Below are 16,157 nucleotides of genomic sequence, written 5' to 3'. Positions count from 1 at the left end.
CCGCCGGCCGGCCTGGGCGGGCGGCGAGGGAGGATGGTTGCTGGCTGGCACTAGGTTGTCGGTGGTCAGCAGCGAGGAGGCCGGGATGCGGGTACTGGTGGTGGAGGACGAGCGCAACCTCGCCGACGCGATCGCGCGCGGGTTGCGCAAGCGGGGGATGGCTGTCGACGTGGCGTACGACGGCGACGCCGGCCACGAGGCGGCGTTCGTCACCCGGTACGACGTGGTGGTGCTCGACCGCGACCTGCCCGGCGTGCACGGTGACCAGATCTGCGCGGACCTGGCCGCCTCGGGCGCACTGACCCGGGTGCTGATGCTCACCGCGAGCGGCACGGTGGCCGACCGGGTGGAGGGGTTGCAGATCGGCGCGGACGACTACCTGTCCAAACCGTTCGCCTTCGACGAGTTGGTCGCCCGGGTGCAGGCGCTGGGCCGGCGGGCCACCCCGGCCGCACCGCCGGTGCTCGAACTGGCCGACCTGGTGCTCGACCCCGCCCGCCGGGTGGCCACCCGCGCCGGGGTGCCGGTCGACCTGACCAACAAGGAGTTCGGGGTGCTCAGCGAGCTGCTCAAGGCGCGCGGCGCGGTGGTTTCCAGCGAGGAGCTGCTGGAACGGGTCTGGGACGCGAACACCGACCCGTTCACCACGATCGTCCGTGTCACCGTGATGACGCTGCGCAAGAAGCTCGGTGACCCGCCGCTGATCGAGACCGTGGTGGGCGCGGGCTACCGCACGGCCGAGGTGGGCGCGTGAGCCGCCGGGTGCGGCCCACCCTGCGGTTGCGGCTGACGCTGCTCAACGGCGTGCTGCTGGTCGGCGCGGGTGCGATCCTGGTGCTGCTGGCCTGGCTGCTGGTCCGCGACGCGCTGCGCCCCACCGACGAGCTGCTGCCCGGCACGACGGTGCTGCTCTCCGACGGCGGGCGGATGGACGCGGCCGAGTGGCAGCGGCGACTTGTCGACGCCGCGTCCGGGGAGCTGCTGGCCAAGGGTCTGGTCGCGCTCCTGGCGATCAGTGTGGTCGGGGTGGCCGGCGCGTACGCGGTGGCGGGTCGGGCGCTGCGCCCACTGCACCAGGTCACCGCGACCGCGCAGCGCCTCGGCGAGGCCACCCTGGACCAGCGGATCGGCTACTCGGGCGCCGACGACGAGGTGGCCGAGCTGGCCAAGACGTTCGACGCCATGCTGGACCGGATCGCATCCGCGTTCGAGGCGCAGAAGCGTTTCGTGGCGAACGCCTCGCACGAGCTGCGAACTCCGCTGGCCGTGATGCGTACCGAGATCGAGGTGACGCTCAGCGACGACGACGCGGATACCGCCGAGTACCGCCGGATGGCGACGGTGGTCCGGGACGCGTCCGAGCGGGCCAACGGCCTGGTGGACGCGCTGCTGGTGTTGGCCCGCAGCGAGGCGCAGGCCGGCCGGCAGTTGGGCCGGCGTACCGAGTGTGACCTGTCGGCGGGCACCGCGAACGCGTTGTCGGCGATGCGCCGCGAGGTGGAGCGGATCGGCCTGCGGGTGCAGACGTCGCTGGAGTCCGCGCCGGTGGTGGGTGACCCGGGGCTGCTGGACCGGTTGGCCGGCAACCTGATCGAGAACGCGGTTCGCTACAACCACCTGCACGGCCGGCTCTGGGTGCGTACCGGCACCGACGGTCACCGGTCCTGGCTGGTGGTCGGCAACACGGGGTTCGAGGTGGACCAGGCCGACGTGCCGGGGCTGTTCGAGCCGTTCCGGCGTGGCGGCCGGGAACGCACCGGGGCCCGCGGGTCCGGGCTGGGCCTGTCCATCGTCCGCGCGGTCTGCACGGCGCACGGCGGCACGGTACGGGTGATCGCGCAGCCCGGCGGTGGCCTGGAGGTCACTGTCACGCTGCCCTCGGCCGACGCCCCGGCGGTGAACGGCTCGGTGCCCACCGTCGGCTGAACGGGGTTGCGTGCCCCGCTCCGCCGATGGCAAGATCGCGTGGTCAGATCGAGACGGAAGGGGGTGCGTCGATGTCCACCAACCACGACTCCGCGCCCCGGGTCCACGAAGGCTGACTCCCCGAGGCGGAGCGTCCCATCCTGCTCGGAGGGAACACCCGTGTATCCACGGATCCGCAACATCAGTTTCGACTGCCACGACACGTACGCCCTGGCTGGCTTCTGGGCCGCCGTGCTCGGGTACGCCCGACACTCCGACGACGCCCCGGGTGACCCGGAGGCGGCCCTGCTGCCGCCGGACGACGCCACCCCGAACCTGTTCTTCCAAGAGGTGCCGGAGGAGAAGGTGACGAAGAACCGGCTCCACATCTGCCTGGAACCTGTCGACCGGACCAGAGATGAGGAGGTCGAACGGGTGCTCGGCCTCGGTGCCACCCTGGTCACCGACCGTCGGAACGCCGATGGCACGGGCTGGGCGGTGCTCGCCGACCCGGAGGGGAACGAGTTCTGCGTGCTGCGCAGCGCCGGGGAGCGTGTCGCCACCACCCCTGTGGAGGAACAGCTGTGAGTTCGACGATCCACAACATCAGCATCGACTGCCATGACACGTACGCCCTGGCCGGCTTCTGGGCGCAGGTGTTCGACTGCCCCCGGCATCCGGACGACTTCCCCGGCGACCCGGAGGCGATGCTCCTGCCGCCGGGTGGTCCGGAGGTGCTCTTCCTCGCCGTGCCCGAGGGCAAGACGGTGAAGAACCGACTGCACCTGGACCTGCAACCCGCCGACCGCACCCGGGCCGAGGAGGTCGAGCGGCTGATCGGCATCGGCGCGACGCTTGTCGCCGATCACGTCGGCCCGACCGGCGGCGGTTGGGTGGTGCTCGCCGACCCGGAGGGCAACGAGTTCTGCGTGCTCGGCAACGCCGCCGAGCGGGCGGCCGCAGCGGCGGCGCGGGCCGCGGTGGGCGAATCGGCCTGACCACCGACATGCGGCACGAGGCCCCGGGCACCCGAGGGTGGCCGGGGCCTCGGTCACGTACCGGTCAGGAACGCTGTTCGATCTGACCGCGGATCGTGGTGAACTCGGCCTTCGCCTGGTCGGCGGACTTGAAGTACATGACCACCGCGCCGACGCTGCCCCGGTCGGCCCAGATGCAGACGCCGAGCGGCACGCCATTTGTCGTGCCCGCGCCGCAGCGCGCCTTGCCACCGAGCGGACCCGGCTCGACCGGCGCCATGCCGGTCAGGCTCAGCTCGGTCTTGAAGCCGGTCTCCGCGTCGTTCAACTCCTTGTCCGGGTCCGCCCAGATGCCCGAGGCGGCGACCATCATGAGGAGATCCTGCTTGGCCGGGTCGCCGTAGAAGCCGCCGACGGCGCTTGTCTCGTTCTGCGCCGTCGACTTCAGGTCGGTGACCATCATCTCGGCGGCCGTCAGCAACTCCGGGTTGGTGTTCTTCGGCCGGCCGGCGAGGGTGTCCGGCGCGACCACCCGGGTGTTGGCGGCCTCGACCGCGTCGCCCACGTCGTCCTTGAGGGTGAACCAGGCGATCGCCGCGCCGCCCAGGCAGAGCACCAGCAGCGAGGCCAGCACGATCAGCACGATCTTGCCGACGTTCGACTTCTTCGCCGGCGGCGGGCCGGTGAGCTGGCCGGGAGCACCGTACGGCTGGCCCGGCTGCGCGGGCGGGAACCCCTGCTGCTGCGGCGGTGGCCAACCACCGGGCTGCTGCGGCTGGCCCGGCTGCTCCGGCTGGCCGGGCTGCTGCGGCGGGTTGGGGGAATCGTGCGGCGGGCCGTACGGGGTGGCCGGCGGCTGAGACATCAGTTAGCTCCAAGTCAGGGGTGCAAAGCGCGTGATCCTAACCCGCCCCGGCCACCGGTGCCGCCCCCGCGTGGCTCCCCTCCGCTGGCCGGCTGATCACAAACGGTCGCGGTGGTCGGCCGTCCACGAGGGGCGGTCCGACCACCGCGACGGTGGTGCTGCGCTCTTTCTCAGGCGGGCAGGCTCGCCGCCCCGCGGGGCAGGAACCGCTGACCGGTGACCCGCTCGGAGGTGCCGGTCCGATCCAGGTACGGCGTCACGCCACCCAGGTGGAACGGCCAACCGGCGCCCAGGATCATGCACAGGTCGATGTCCTGCGCCTCGGCGACCACGCCCTCGTCCAGCATCAGCCGGATCTCCTGCGCGAGCGCGTCGAGCGCGTTCTGGCGTACCTGCTCGGCGGTCAGCGGCTGGTCACCCACGACGAGCAGCTTGGCCACCTCGTCGTTGACCTGGTCGTCGACCACGATCGGCTGACCGGAGTCGGCGATCCGCCTGAGGTTCTCGCTCACGCCGAACCGGTCCGGGTACGCCGCGTGCAGGGTGCCGCCCACGTGGTACGCGACGGCCGGCCCGACCAGCTGGAGCAGGGCGAGCGGGCGCATCGGCAGGCCCAGCGGGTCCAGTGCGCTGTTCGCCACGTCGAGCGGGGTGCCGGCGTCCACGGCGGCGAAGACGGTGCCCAGGAAGCGGGTGAGCAGCCGGTTGACCACGAACGCCGGGGCGTCCTTGACCAGCACGCTCGACTTCTTGAGCTGCTTGCCGACCGCGAACGCGGTGGCCAGGGTGGCATCGTCGGTGCGCTCGCCCCGGACGATCTCCAACAGCGGCAGCACCGCGACCGGGTTGAAGAAGTGGAAACCGACGACCCGCTCCGGGTGCTCCAGCTCGGCGGCCATCTCGGTGATCGACAGCGAACTGGTGTTGGTGGCGAGCACCGCCTCCGGGGAGACGATCTTCTCCAGCTCGGCCCAGACCTGCTTCTTGACGCCCAGGTCCTCGAAGACCGCCTCGATGACGAAATCGGCGTCGGCGAAGGCGCCCTTGTCGACAGTGCCGCTGACCAGGCCGTACAGCTTGGCGGCGGTGCCCTTGTCCATCCGGCCCTTGGTGACGGCCTTCTCGATCTGGGTGTGCACGTAGCCGACGCCCTTGTCCACCCGGGACTGGTCCAGGTCGCTCATGACGACCGGCACCTGGAGACGACGGGCGAACAGCAGCGCCAACTGGCTGGCCATCAGGCCGGCGCCGACGATGCCGACCTTGGTGATGGTGCGGGCCAGGCCCTTGTCCGGTGCGCCGGCCGGCCGCTTGGCCCGCCGCTGCACCAGGTCGAAGGCGTACAGGCCGCTGCGCAGCTCCTCGGAGAAGACCAGGTCCGCGAGGGCCTCGTCCTCGGCGGCGGTGCCGGCGGCGAAGTCGCCGTCCTTGGCCGTCTCCAGCAGGTCCAGCGCCTTGTACGCGGCCGGGACCGCGCCGTGCAGCCGCTGGTTCAGCGTCTCCCGGGCGAAGTAGAGCACGCCCGCCCACATGTCCTTGTCGACCTCGGGCCGGGTGACCGTCACCTGACCGCGCACCACGTCGGCCGCCCACTCCAGGGAACGCTCCAGGAAGTCGGCCGGCTCCAGCAGGATGTCCGCGATGCCCAGCTCGGCGGCCTGCTTCGGCTTGAGCATCTTGTTCTGCATCAGCGGGTTCTGGATGATCACCTGGGTCGCGGCGGGGATGCCGATCAGGTTCGGCAGCAGTTGCGTACCGCCCCAGCCGGGCACCAGACCGAGGGAGACCTCGGGCAGCGCGAGGGCCGCCGCACCACCGGAGAGCGTCCGGTAGTGGCAGTGCAGCGCCAACTCCAGGCCGCCGCCCATCGCCGCGCCGTTGACGAACGCGAAGGTGGGGACCGTGCTGTCCTTCAGCCGGGCGAAGACCCGGTGGCCGAGGCGGCCGATCTCCAACGCCTGCGCGCGGTCGGCGAGCTGCGGCAGGCCCAGGATGTCCGCACCCACGCAGAAGATGTACGGCTTGCCGGTGACCGCGATGAACGCCGGGTCGGCGGCGAGCGCGGCGGTGATCGCCTCGTCCAGGCTGGCCAGCCCGCCCGGCCCGAAGGTGTTCGGCTTGGTGTGGTCGAGCCCGTTGTCCAACGTGATCAGGGCGGCGGGCCGGTCCAGCCCCGGCACGTTCACCTGGCGCAGCAGCGCGCGGGTGACGACCTCGTTCGGTGCGGTCAGTGCGCTCACTTGTTGCCACCCTCCCAGTGCGGGTTCTCCCAGATGACCGTGCCGCCCATGCCGATGCCGATGCACATCGCGGTCACGCCGTAGCGGACCTCGGGGTGCTCGGCGAACTGCCGGGCCAGCTGGGTCATCAGCCGTACGCCGGAGGACGCGAGGGGGTGGCCGATGGCGATCGCGCCGCCCCACGGGTTGACCCGCGGGTCGTCGTCGGCGATGCCGAAGTGGTCGAGGAAGGCGAGCACCTGCACGGCGAACGCCTCGTTCAGCTCGAACAGGCCGATGTCGTCGATGCTGAGCCCGGCGAGACGCAGCGCCTTCTCCGTCGACGGGATCGGGCCGACGCCCATCACCTCCGGCTCCACACCGACGAAGCCGAACGACACCAGCCGCATGGCGACCGGCAGACCCAGCTCGCGGGCGGTGGCCTCGTCGGCGAGCAGGCTCGCGGTGGCGCCGTCATTCAGGCCGGCCGCGTTGCCCGCGGTGACCTTGCCGTGCGGGCGGAACGGGGTCTTCAGGGTGGCGAGCTTCTCCAGCGACGTGTCCCGTGGGGCCTCGTCCACCGTCGCCAGGCCCCAGCCACCCTCCGCGTCCCGGATGGACATCGGCACCAGGTCGTCCTGGAGCTTGCCGTTGGCGTACGCCTTCGCGGTCTTCTGCTGCGAGGCGAGCGCGAACGCGTCGGTGCGGGCCTTGGTGATGTGCGGGACCCGGTCGTGCAGGTTCTCCGCGGTGGCGCCCATGACCAGCGCGGACGGGTCGACGAGCTTCTCCGCGATGATGCGCGGGTTGGGGTCGACGCCCTCACCCATCGGGTGGTGCCCCATGTGCTCGACGCCACCGGCGATGGCGACGTCGTAGGCGCCCATGGCGATGCCGCTGGCCACGGTGGTCACCGCGGTCATCGCGCCGGCGCACATCCGGTCGATGGCGAAGCCGGGAACGGTCTTGGGCAGACCGGCCAGCAGGGCGGCGGTGCGGCCGATGGTGAGGCCCTGGTCGCCGATCTGGGTGGTGGCCGCGATGGCGACCTCCTCGACCCGCTCCGGAGGCAGTTGCGGGTTGCGCCGCATCAGCTCACGGATGCAGCGGATCACCAGGTCGTCGGCGCGGGTGTTGGCGTACATGCCACCCGCCTTGCCGAACGGGGTACGGACACCGTCGACAAAGACGACATCCCGAACTTCACGGGGCACTTGAGCCTCCTATTCGACCACGATCCGACCTTCGCGGAGCGGCACTCCGGACCGGACAAGGGTCGCCGACACGGGCACGTTCCCCCAAATGCTACTCGCCAGTAACCACCCCGGTCCCCAAGCCCCCCTGTGGCCCACCCCACACCCCCACCCCCCGATCTTCCGTTGATCATGGAGTTGTTGTCACGACACGCCGGTGACGGTGGCTATAACTCCATGATCAACGGAGAAGTCAGGGGGTTAGGGCTTCGGTTAGGGCGGGGGTTAGGAGGCTGATCTGCCATTCGCGGGCGTTGAGGCCGCGCAGGGTCTCCGCGACCGCGTCCTCGGTGAGCTCCTCCGGCGGGGTCCAGGCCAGCCGGCGAATCGAGTCCGGGGTGATCAGGTTCTCCGGCGGCAGGTTGTGCTCACCGGCGATGCGGACCACCACCTCCCGACACCGGGCCAACCGGCCAGCCGCCACCGGATCCCGTTCGGCCCACCGGTGTGGCGGTGGTGGGCCCTCCACGGTCGGGGAGACCGGCAGCGAGTCGTCCGGCAACTGCCGGGCGTCGTCGAGCGCGGCGAGCCAGGTGCGGGCCAACCGCCGGACCGACCGACCGCCGAAACCGGGCAGGGTCAGCAGGGTCTTCTCGTCCTTCGGGTCCAACTCGGCAGCGGCGATGATCGCCGAGTCGGGCAGCACCCGACCGGGCGCGGCGTCCCGCCGGGCCGCGATCTGGTCCCGCGCGTACCACATCGAGCGGACCCGGGCCTGGGCCCGCGCCCCCCGCAGCCGGTGGATGCCGGAGGTACGCCGCCAGGGCTCCGCCCGGACCCGCGGCGGGCGCGCACCGGTGCGGACCAGCGCGGCGAACTCCTCCGCCGCCCAAGCCGACTTGCCCTGTCGGGTCAGCTCGGCGTCGAGTGCGTCGCGCAGGTCGGTGAGCATCTCCACGTCGAGGGCGGCGTACGTCAGCCACGACTCGGGCAGCGGTCGACTCGACCAGTCGGCGGCCGAGTGGTGCTTCTCCAGGGTGAACCCGAGCAACTGCTCGGTCAGCGCGGCCAGCCCGACCCGCTCGAACCCCGCCAGCCGAGCGGCAAGTTCCGTGTCGAACAACCGGCGCGGGCGCAGCCCCACCTCGGCCAGGCAGGGCAGATCCTGGCTGGCCGCGTGCAGCACCCACTCGGCATCCCCGATCGCCGCGTCCAGCGCACTGAGGTCGGGCAGTGGCAGCGGGTCGATCAGCGCTGTGCCGGCGCCGGCCCGGCGCAGTTGCACCAGGTACGCGCGCTGGCTGTAGCGGTAGCCGGAGGCGCGTTCGGCGTCCAGGGCGACGGGGCCGCTGCCCGCCGCGAAGCGGGCCACGACCTCGGCGAGCTGGGCCGGAGCGGCCACCGGCTCAGGGGTGCCGTCACGCGGTGCGATCAGCGGAACGGGCCCACCGTCGGTCGGGTCCACCCCGTCGCCCGCCGGCTGCGGCTGGGCCGACGGCGGGTGCTGGGGTGCGTTGCCCGGGAGTTCTTCGGTGGGCCGACGGCGCAGGGGTGGTTCGTCGGTCACCTGCCAACCCTAGTGCGCGCGATGATCCGGCGTGTGCAGCCGGTCCGGCGCGTGTCGGTCAGGTGTCCGCGGGGTGTCCTTCCGGGCGCCGACCATCAGGCCGCGCCGGCGGGGCGGCGGTCGGAGAGGGCTGTCACGCCGGGTGGGGGAAGGCCGGCTGTGGAGGCGAGCAGTGCGCACCAGCCGAGCAGGTGCGGGGTCAGGTCGTCGTCGACAGGCGTCCAGGAGGCGCGGATCTCGATGTCGCCCACCGTCGGTGGGCCGGCCAGGTCGCCGAACCGGGTCGACATGGTCTGCGTCACCGTCCCGCCGATCGCCCGGTGGCCGGCATCCTGGGCGTCCAACGCGTCGGTCAGCCACGTCCAGCCGACCCCGGGCAGCAGCGGGTCGGCGGCCAGGTCGACCTCCAACTCGGCGGTCACGTAGGTGACCAACCGCAGGGTGCCCTGCCACGCCTCGTGGCCGACCGGGTCGTGCAGCAGGATCAACCGGCCGGTCGCCACCTCGTCGCCGTCGCGCAGCACGGTCGCGGAGAGCGCGAACGTGTACGGGGCCAACCGTTGGGGGGCGCCGACCTCCTCCAGCGTGATCTCCGGCCGGGGGGTCGCCGATCGCAGCCCGGCGACCGCGCGGGCGAACGTCTCCGGGAGCGCGATCGGGGGGGCCATGTCGGCAGCCTATGCCGCAGTCGGTCCCCCGCTTCGACGGCGCGCCGACACCCGTGCCGCACCGGGGCTCCGGCAGAAGTCGCTCGTCCTTTCACCCCAGGTGGGGTGGGGGTGGTGGGCGTGGCACGATTGCGGCGATGACCACGGACACCACGGGCTCTGTCGCCCGAGACGGAGAACCCCGCCCCGGCGGACCAGCCGACTCGCCCTTCGTCAGGGCCTGCCGACGGCGGCCCGGCCCGCACACCCCGGTCTGGTTCATGCGCCAGGCCGGCCGCTCGCTGCCGGAATACCGGGAGATCCGGGCGACCGTGCCGATGCTGGAGTCCTGCCGCCGCCCGGAGCTGGTCACCGAGATCACGCTCCAGCCGGTGCGCCGGCACGGAGTGGACGCCGCCATCCTGTTCAGCGACATCGTGGTGCCGGTCGCCGCGGCCGGCGTCGACCTGGACATCGTGCCGGGCACCGGCCCGGTGGTCGCCGAGCCGATCCGCACCGCCGCCGACGTCGAGCGGGTCCGCCCGATCACCCGCGACGACGTCTCGTACGTGGACGAGGCGGTCCGGCAGTTGGTGGTCGAGCTGGGCGACACCCCGCTGATCGGTTTCGCCGGCGCGCCGTTCACGCTGGCCAGCTACCTGGTCGAGGGCGGGCCGTCGCGCACCCACGCGAAGACCAAGGCCCTGATGTACGGCGACGAGGCGCTGTGGCACGCGCTCTGCGGCCGGCTGGCCGAGGTGACGCTCGCCTTCCTGCGGGTGCAGATCGAGGCCGGGGTCTCCGCCGTGCAGCTGTTCGACTCGTGGGCCGGCGCGCTGTCCGAGGCCGACTACCGCCGCTACGTGCTGCCGCACTCCACAGCCGTGCTGAGCGGGCTGGTAGACGACTGCTCCGGGTCGGGGCGCGGCGACAGACGCGCCGAGCCGGAGCGGTCGCACGCCGGGGTGCCGCGGATCCACTTCGGGGTGGGCACCGCCGAGCTGCTCGGCGCGATGGGCGAGGCCGGCGCGGACGTGGTCGGCGTCGACTGGCGTACCCCGCTGGACGTGGCGACGCAGCGGATCGGCCCGGACAGGGCGGTGCAGGGCAACCTGGACCCGACCGTGCTGCTCGCGCCGTGGCCGGTGGTGGAGGCCGAGGTGCGCCGCATCCTGGAGCAGGGCCGGGCGGCCCCCGGGCACGTGTTCAACCTCGGCCACGGTGTGCTGCCGGAGACCGACCCGGAGGTGCTGACCCGGGTGGTCGCGCTGGTGCACGAGCTGTCCAGCCGCCGGGCCGACCAGGGCTGAGCAGGCGATGCGGCAGCCCTGGCGGGTGGCGGTGGTCGGCGGCGGGATAGCCGGGCTGGCCGCCGCGGTCCGGTTGCGCGAGCGCGCACCGGCCGGCACCGAGATCACGGTGTACGAGCAGTCCGGCGCACTGGGCGGCAAGCTGCGTACCGGGGAGTTGGCCGGCCAGCCGGTGGAGTTCGGCGCCGAGTCGTTCCTGCTGCGGGACCCGACCGGGGGCGAGTCCGCCGCGGTGGCCCTGATCCGGCGACTCGGGTTGACCGACAAAATCGTGCACCCGACGGTGGGGCAGGCCGCGCTGGTGATCGACGCTGGGCTGCGCCCCATCCCGGGCGGCACGCTGGTGGGCGTACCCGGGGATCTGGACCGGGTGACGTCGGTCGCCCGCCCGGCCGCGGGCGCCGACACCGACGACGGGCGGCCGCTGGTCGGGCCGGACGCGGACGTCTCGGTTGGCGCGTTGGTCCGGTCCCGCTTCGGTGACGAGGTGGTCGAGCGGCTTGTCGACCCGATGCTGGGTGGCGTGTACGCGGGCCGCGCCGACGATCTGTCGCTGGTCACGACGATGCCGGCGCTGGCCCGCACGGCCCGGGTGGAGCACACCCTGACCGGCGCGGTCCGGGCCGCGCAGGCCGCCGCGCCGCGTGCTCCCGGCGCCCCGGTGTTCGGCACCCTCGCCGGTGGGCTCACCGCCCTGGTGGAGGCGGCGGCGACGGTCAGCGGCGCGACGGTACGGCGAAACGCCGCGGTCCGTGAGCTGACCCCGACCGGCACGGGCTGGCGGCTCACCGTCGGCCCGACCCGCGATCCCGTGCTGGTCGACGTGGACGCCGTGGTGCTGGCGGTGCCGGCGCGACCGGCGGCCCGGCTGCTCGCCGACCTGGCCCCGGCGGTCGCGGCGGGCGTCGGTGCGCTGGACTACGCGAGCGTCGCGCTCGTCACCCTGGCGCTGCCACAACCGCACCTGCCCGAGTTGTCCGGCTTCCTGGTGCCCAGCACCGAGGGGCTGTTGATCAAGGCGGCGACCTTCTTCACCACCAAGTGGGGGCACCTGCGCCGGCCGGACGGGCTGGCGTTGGTGCGCGCCTCGGTGGGCCGGTACGGCGAGGAGGCGCACCTGCAACGCCCCGACGCGGACCTGGCGAGCACCGTGCATCGAGAGTTGTCGGCGGTGCTCGGCACCCCGCTGCCCGCCCCGGTCGACGGGCACGTGCAGCGGTGGGGCGGCGCGCTGCCGCAGTACGCCCCGGGGCACGCCGACCGGCTCGCCGCCGCACGGGCGGCGTTGCGGGCCGCGCACCCCACCCTGGTCCTCGCCGGCGCCGGTTACGACGGCGTCGGCATCCCGGTCTGCGTCCGCTCCGGCGAGACGGCGGCCGACGAGATCATTACAGCACTGGGAGGATCGGCGAGATGACCGAGCAGACCAACGCGGCCCGCCTGCGGGAGCTGAACGACAGCATCCGCTACACGATGTGGTCGGTGTTCCGGGCCAGTGCCCCGCTGCCGTCCCTGCGGGACAACGTCACCGGCGAGGTCGTGGCCCTCTTCGACGAGTTGGCCGGCAAGGACGTGGTGGTCCGGGGCGTGTACGACGTCTCCGGTCTGCGCGCCGACGCGGACGTGATGATCTGGTGGCACTCGGCGTCCCCTGACGCGCTGCAGGACGCGTACCTGCGGTTCCGCCGCACCACGCTGGGTCGGGCGCTGACCCCGGTCTGGTCGCAGATGGCGCTGCACCGGCCGGCCGAGTTCAACAAGAGCCACATCCCGGCGTTCCTGGCCGGCGAGGAGGCCCGCCCCTACATCTGCGTGTACCCGTTCGTCCGCTCCTACGAGTGGTACCTGCTGCCCGACGCCGAGCGGCGCGAGATGCTGGCCGAGCACGGCAAGATGGCCCGCGGCTACCCGGACGTACGCGCCAACACGGTCGCCTCGTTCGCGTTGGGTGACTACGAGTGGATGCTCGCCTTCGAGGCCGACGAGCTGCACCGGATCGTGGACCTGATGCGGGACCTGCGCGCCTCCAGCGCCCGCCGGCACGTCCGCGAGGAGGTCCCGTTCTACACGGGCCGCCGCCGCTCGGTCGCCGAGATCGTCAACTGCCTGGTCTGACCCCCCGGCTACCCGCCGGCCGGTGCCGCACCCCCGCCCGGGTGCGGCACCGGACGGAGGTCAACTGGTCGACGTGCAGGTGACCAGCGGAACCGGGTTGCTGCCGTTCCACGAGCCGAGGAAACCGAACGTGGTGCTCGCGCCGGCGGCGAGGGTGCCGTTGTGGTTGGCGTTGCGTGCGGTGACCAGCGTGCCGTTGGTGCTGACCGTGGAGTTCCACGATGAGGTGACCTGCTGGCCGTTGTTGTAGTTCCAGCTCACCGACCAGCCCTTGGTGGGCGAGCCGCCCGCGCTGACCTTCACCTCGGCCTGGAAGCCGCCGGCCCACTGGCCGGTGACCTGGTACGTCGCCGTGCAGGCCCCGGCCGGCGGCGGAGTGCTCGGCGGCGGGGTGGTCGGCGGCGGCGTGGTGGGCGGGGGCGTGGTGGGCGGGGGCGTGGTGGGCGGCGGGGTGCTCGTGCCGCCGCCGAAGGTGACGTCGCTGCACAGGTAGTACGACTGGTCGAAGTGGCTGGCCTGCCAGACGGTGTAGACCATGTGCCGTCCGGTGCGCCCGGGCGCGTTGACCGGGATCTGGATGGAGACACCACCGGTGTCCGGGTTCCACTGGGAGGCCGGGGTGTTGCCGATCTGACCGGCCAACTCCAGGTCGTCCCAGCCGAGCGGCTCGGTGAGCGCGTCGAAGCCCTGCTTGGTCACGTACACCCGGATGTAGTCGGCGCCGTGACTGGCCCCGTCGAAGAAGCGAAGCCGGAAGTTGTTCGACACCGCTGTGGTCTTCCACGCGCCGATGGTGTCCAGCGCGTTGTAGCGACCGTTCTGGGTGCGACCGCCGCTGCACAGTTGGCCGTTGGGGACGGCGGCCTGGTGGTTGCCGCCCACACCCTCACGGAACAGGCCGTTCCAGTTCCACATGGCCTGCGGGTCGGCCTGCCAGGCCTGCCAGCACATCGGGTCCTCGGTGGCCATCCGGGGGTTCTGGAACTCGGCGCCCCACCGTTGCCAACAGCTGTAGTTGCGCGAGGCCGGGTCGACGACCGACCCGTGCGCGGAGGCGGGCTGGGCCCGCATGGTGTTTATCGCGGTCGTCAACAGCAGCGTGCTGGTCGCCACGATGGCGAACAACCAGAGCACGCGTCGAGATCGGGTGAGAGTGGACATGGAGCCCCCGGGGGGATGAGGTCGGTCGGACGACGGCACCCGGATCGACGGGAGTTGCCCACTCCCGTGCCCACTCGCTGGCTCCCGCGATGGCTCTCCCCGGAACGATGCCAGGTTGATCGTCAGCCGTCAATGGCCTCGCGCCGCATCGGGGTGTGCGGGATGCCGTCCTCGACGTACTCCGGGCCGCTGACCGCGAAGCCGTGCCGGGTGTAGAACGCGACCAGGTGCGACTGGGCGTCCAGCACGCAGGGCCGGTTGCCCACCACCTCCAACGCCGCGGTCATCAGCCGGCCGGCGTGTCCGCCGCCGCGCGCCGCCGGGGCCACCACCACCCGACCGATCCGGGCGGCGCCGTCCGGGTCGGCCAGGATTCGCAGGTACGCCAGCGGCGCGCCGCCGTCGGTGAGCCAGAGATGCCGGGTGCCCGGCTCCACGTCGCGTCCGTCGAGTTCCGGGTAGGGGCAGTTCTGCTCCACCACGAACACGTCGACGCGCAGTTTGAGCAGGTCGTGGAAGGTGCGGGCGTTCAGGTCGGCGAAGGACGCCGTCCGGATCTCGGTGGTCTGCTGGGGCATCCACCGATGGTAGGTCGGGTCGGTCTACCTGGTGTCGTCCCGGTCGGGTGCCAGGTAGGTGGCGGCCACGGCGGTGAGCAGCAGGGCACCGCCGACGCTGACCGGCAGCGGCAGCGGCTCGTGCAGCAGGGCCACCGCCAGTGCCGCGGCGGTGAGCGGTTCGAGCAGGGTCAGCACGGCGGCGACGCTGCCCTCGGTCGTGCGCAGGCCGGCGTAGAACAACGCGTACGCCACCGCGGTGGTGACCACCCCGAGGTGCAGCAGCAGTGCCATGGTGTCCAGGCGTACCGGCACGCCGGCCCCGGCGACCAGGGCGAACGGCGCCAGGGTCAGCGCACCGACCACCGTGGAGATGGTGGTCAACGTCATCGGCGCGGTGCGCTGCGACAGGTCTCGGCTGATCAGGGTGGTCACCGCGTACCCCAGGCCGGAGCCCGCCGCGGCGAGCAGGCCGAGCAGTGGGGCGGGCGCCGCCACGCTGGGGTCCGCCGTGGCGCCGGTGATCAGGGCGAGACCGGCCACGGCCGCGACGAGTGTGCCGAGGCGCAGCGGGCCGGGAATCCGGCGGGCGCGCGCCGACTCCCAGGTCGCGGCGAGCACCGGGGCCAGGCCCAGGCTGACGACTGTGGCGACGCTGACGCCGGCCCAGGCCACGGCGGCGAAGTAGAGCGCCTGGTAGAGGCCGAGGCCGATGCCGGTGAGCAGCAGGGGTACGGGTGCCGCGCGCAGGGCGGACAGGATCGTGCCGAGTCGGCCGGCGGTGCACGCCAGCAGTACGAGCGCGGCGATCGCGAGTCGATGGAATCCGATGCTCACCGGGCTGAGCCCGGTGCTGTCGCGCAGGAGTTGCACCGCCACGCCGGTGGTGCCCCACAGCACGCCGGTGACGGTGATCTGGATCAGGCCGGTGCGGGCCGAACGGACGGTCGTGGCCGGGGCGGCCGGCGGCACGGTACGGGAGAGGGACACGGATGCGCTCCGAAGGGTGAGCCGTTGACGGGGACGACGTCGACGGAGCGCGTACGGCAGGGGGCCGAGCCGGGTCAGTCACCCGGTCGGCGAAGGCGCGGCGCTCCGTTCAGGAGCGCGGCGGGGGAAGAACACCCAGCGGTGGCCGCATGGCGACGACCGTACCGCAGAATCGCGGTCAGGCGGGGCGTGCGCCGACGGCGTCGCGGATCTCGGCGCCCTCGGCGCCCTCGACGGCGCGGGCGCAGTGCCCACAGCAGAAGAAGCGGCCGTTGACCTCGACGCCATGCCCAACGATCTTGACTTGGCAGTGCTCGCAGATCGGTGCCATCCGGTGGATCGCGCACTCGAAGGAGTCGAAGGTGTGCACGTCACCGCTGACGGTGTGCACCTCGAACGCCATCCAGTAGTCGTTGCCGCAGACCTCGCACGTGGCCATGACCAATCTCCCTCATTGCGCCGTTTCGCCCCAGAATGCCGGAAGTCTGTACGCGTGCGCGGCGAAATGCCGCTCTCCGGCGGCCCGGGCGGCGTGTCGGGTCCGGCGTGTTGCGCTACCTCGCCACCATCTGGATTTATCGATGGGGGTCTTTACTGTTAACAATGTTTAAATTACCTTGGGGGGCACCTACCGGACCCTGGAGAAGGAGC

General features: G+C 72.4%; 16 protein-coding genes. 7 read left to right on the top strand and 9 right to left on the bottom strand.

What is annotated here, in order from left to right; translation table 11 throughout:
• Positions 1 to 85 precede the first annotated feature (85 nt).
• The 4 genes from AB0B57_RS17645 to AB0B57_RS17630 all read left to right on the top strand — a co-directional run bounded on the left by AB0B57_RS17645 (position 86) and on the right by AB0B57_RS17630 (position 2,903).
• Positions 86 to 754, top strand: coding sequence for a response regulator transcription factor (locus AB0B57_RS17645; RefSeq protein ID WP_357070407.1), 669 nt, complete (start codon positions 86 to 88; stop codon positions 752 to 754).
• The gene (locus AB0B57_RS17640; RefSeq protein WP_357070276.1) at positions 751 to 1,926 is read left to right on the top strand and encodes a HAMP domain-containing sensor histidine kinase; all 1,176 of its coding nucleotides are present in this window, start codon (positions 751 to 753) and stop codon (positions 1,924 to 1,926) included. Before AB0B57_RS17645 ends, AB0B57_RS17640 begins: the two co-directional genes overlap by 4 nt.
• 159 nt (positions 1,927 to 2,085) lie before the next feature.
• Positions 2,086 to 2,493 carry a VOC family protein gene (locus AB0B57_RS17635; protein WP_357070274.1) on the top strand — a complete coding sequence of 136 codons (408 nt, stop codon included), beginning with the start codon at positions 2,086 to 2,088 and terminating at the stop codon, positions 2,491 to 2,493.
• Positions 2,490 to 2,903, top strand: coding sequence for a VOC family protein (locus AB0B57_RS17630; protein ID WP_357070272.1), 414 nt, complete (start codon positions 2,490 to 2,492; stop codon positions 2,901 to 2,903). The genes AB0B57_RS17635 and AB0B57_RS17630 overlap by 4 nt, the downstream gene beginning before the upstream one ends.
• 64 nt (positions 2,904 to 2,967) lie before the next feature.
• Here the strand turns inward: AB0B57_RS17630 and AB0B57_RS17625 are convergent, their stop codons facing one another.
• The 5 genes from AB0B57_RS17625 to AB0B57_RS17605 form a co-directional block, all read right to left on the bottom strand.
• Positions 2,968 to 3,747: a hypothetical protein gene (locus AB0B57_RS17625; RefSeq protein ID WP_357070270.1), complete on the bottom strand. Its 780-nt coding sequence runs from the start codon at positions 3,745 to 3,747 to the stop codon at positions 2,968 to 2,970.
• Positions 3,748 to 3,917: 170 nt separating this feature from the next.
• Entirely contained in the window at positions 3,918 to 5,987 is a 2,070-nt protein-coding gene (locus AB0B57_RS17620) for a 3-hydroxyacyl-CoA dehydrogenase NAD-binding domain-containing protein (RefSeq protein WP_357070268.1), read from the bottom strand.
• Positions 5,984 to 7,180, bottom strand: coding sequence for a thiolase family protein (locus AB0B57_RS17615; RefSeq protein ID WP_357070266.1), 1,197 nt, complete (start codon positions 7,178 to 7,180; stop codon positions 5,984 to 5,986). Before AB0B57_RS17615 ends, AB0B57_RS17620 begins: the two co-directional genes overlap by 4 nt.
• Before the next feature lie 232 nt (positions 7,181 to 7,412).
• On the bottom strand, positions 7,413 to 8,726 hold the full coding sequence (locus AB0B57_RS17610; protein WP_357070264.1) for a ribonuclease D: 1,314 nt from the start codon (positions 8,724 to 8,726) through the stop codon (positions 7,413 to 7,415).
• A 95-nt stretch (positions 8,727 to 8,821) separates the two neighbouring features.
• On the bottom strand, positions 8,822 to 9,394 hold the full coding sequence (locus AB0B57_RS17605) for a DUF3000 domain-containing protein (RefSeq protein WP_357070262.1): 573 nt from the start codon (positions 9,392 to 9,394) through the stop codon (positions 8,822 to 8,824).
• Positions 9,395 to 9,531: 137 nt separating this feature from the next.
• Between AB0B57_RS17605 and hemE the strand changes: the two genes are divergently transcribed.
• From hemE to hemQ, 3 genes are read left to right on the top strand one after another with little or no spacing between them, the layout of a single operon-like run.
• On the top strand, positions 9,532 to 10,683 hold the full coding sequence (gene hemE, locus AB0B57_RS17600) for a uroporphyrinogen decarboxylase (RefSeq protein ID WP_357070260.1): 1,152 nt from the start codon (positions 9,532 to 9,534) through the stop codon (positions 10,681 to 10,683).
• 7 nt (positions 10,684 to 10,690) lie between these two features.
• Positions 10,691 to 12,100 carry a protoporphyrinogen oxidase gene (gene hemG, locus AB0B57_RS17595; protein ID WP_357070258.1) on the top strand — a complete coding sequence of 470 codons (1,410 nt, stop codon included), beginning with the start codon at positions 10,691 to 10,693 and terminating at the stop codon, positions 12,098 to 12,100.
• Positions 12,097 to 12,798: a hydrogen peroxide-dependent heme synthase gene (gene hemQ / locus AB0B57_RS17590; RefSeq protein WP_357070256.1), complete on the top strand. Its 702-nt coding sequence runs from the start codon at positions 12,097 to 12,099 to the stop codon at positions 12,796 to 12,798. The genes hemG and hemQ overlap by 4 nt, the downstream gene beginning before the upstream one ends.
• Before the next feature lie 60 nt (positions 12,799 to 12,858).
• Here hemQ and AB0B57_RS17585 read toward each other — a convergent pair whose 3' ends face one another.
• The 4 genes from AB0B57_RS17585 to AB0B57_RS17570 form a co-directional block, all read right to left on the bottom strand.
• Positions 12,859 to 13,959, bottom strand: coding sequence for a lytic polysaccharide monooxygenase (locus AB0B57_RS17585; RefSeq protein ID WP_357070254.1), 1,101 nt, complete (start codon positions 13,957 to 13,959; stop codon positions 12,859 to 12,861).
• Positions 13,960 to 14,081: 122 nt separating this feature from the next.
• Positions 14,082 to 14,537 carry a GNAT family N-acetyltransferase gene (locus tag AB0B57_RS17580; RefSeq protein WP_357070252.1) on the bottom strand — a complete coding sequence of 152 codons (456 nt, stop codon included), beginning with the start codon at positions 14,535 to 14,537 and terminating at the stop codon, positions 14,082 to 14,084.
• A gap of 24 nt (positions 14,538 to 14,561) precedes the next feature.
• Positions 14,562 to 15,506, bottom strand: a complete 945-nt coding sequence (locus tag AB0B57_RS17575) for a DMT family transporter (RefSeq protein ID WP_357070250.1) — start codon at positions 15,504 to 15,506, stop codon at positions 14,562 to 14,564.
• 178 nt (positions 15,507 to 15,684) lie between these two features.
• Positions 15,685 to 15,945, bottom strand: coding sequence for a Prokaryotic metallothionein (locus tag AB0B57_RS17570; protein ID WP_355051720.1), 261 nt, complete (start codon positions 15,943 to 15,945; stop codon positions 15,685 to 15,687).
• Between the last annotated feature and the right edge of the window lie 212 nt (positions 15,946 to 16,157).

Source organism: Micromonospora sp. NPDC049101 (assembly GCF_040648675.1).
Taxonomy (GTDB): domain Bacteria; phylum Actinomycetota; class Actinomycetes; order Mycobacteriales; family Micromonosporaceae; genus Micromonospora.
The sequence above is the reverse complement of the archived record's forward strand: the minus strand, read 5'-3'. Positions and strand labels throughout refer to the sequence as shown.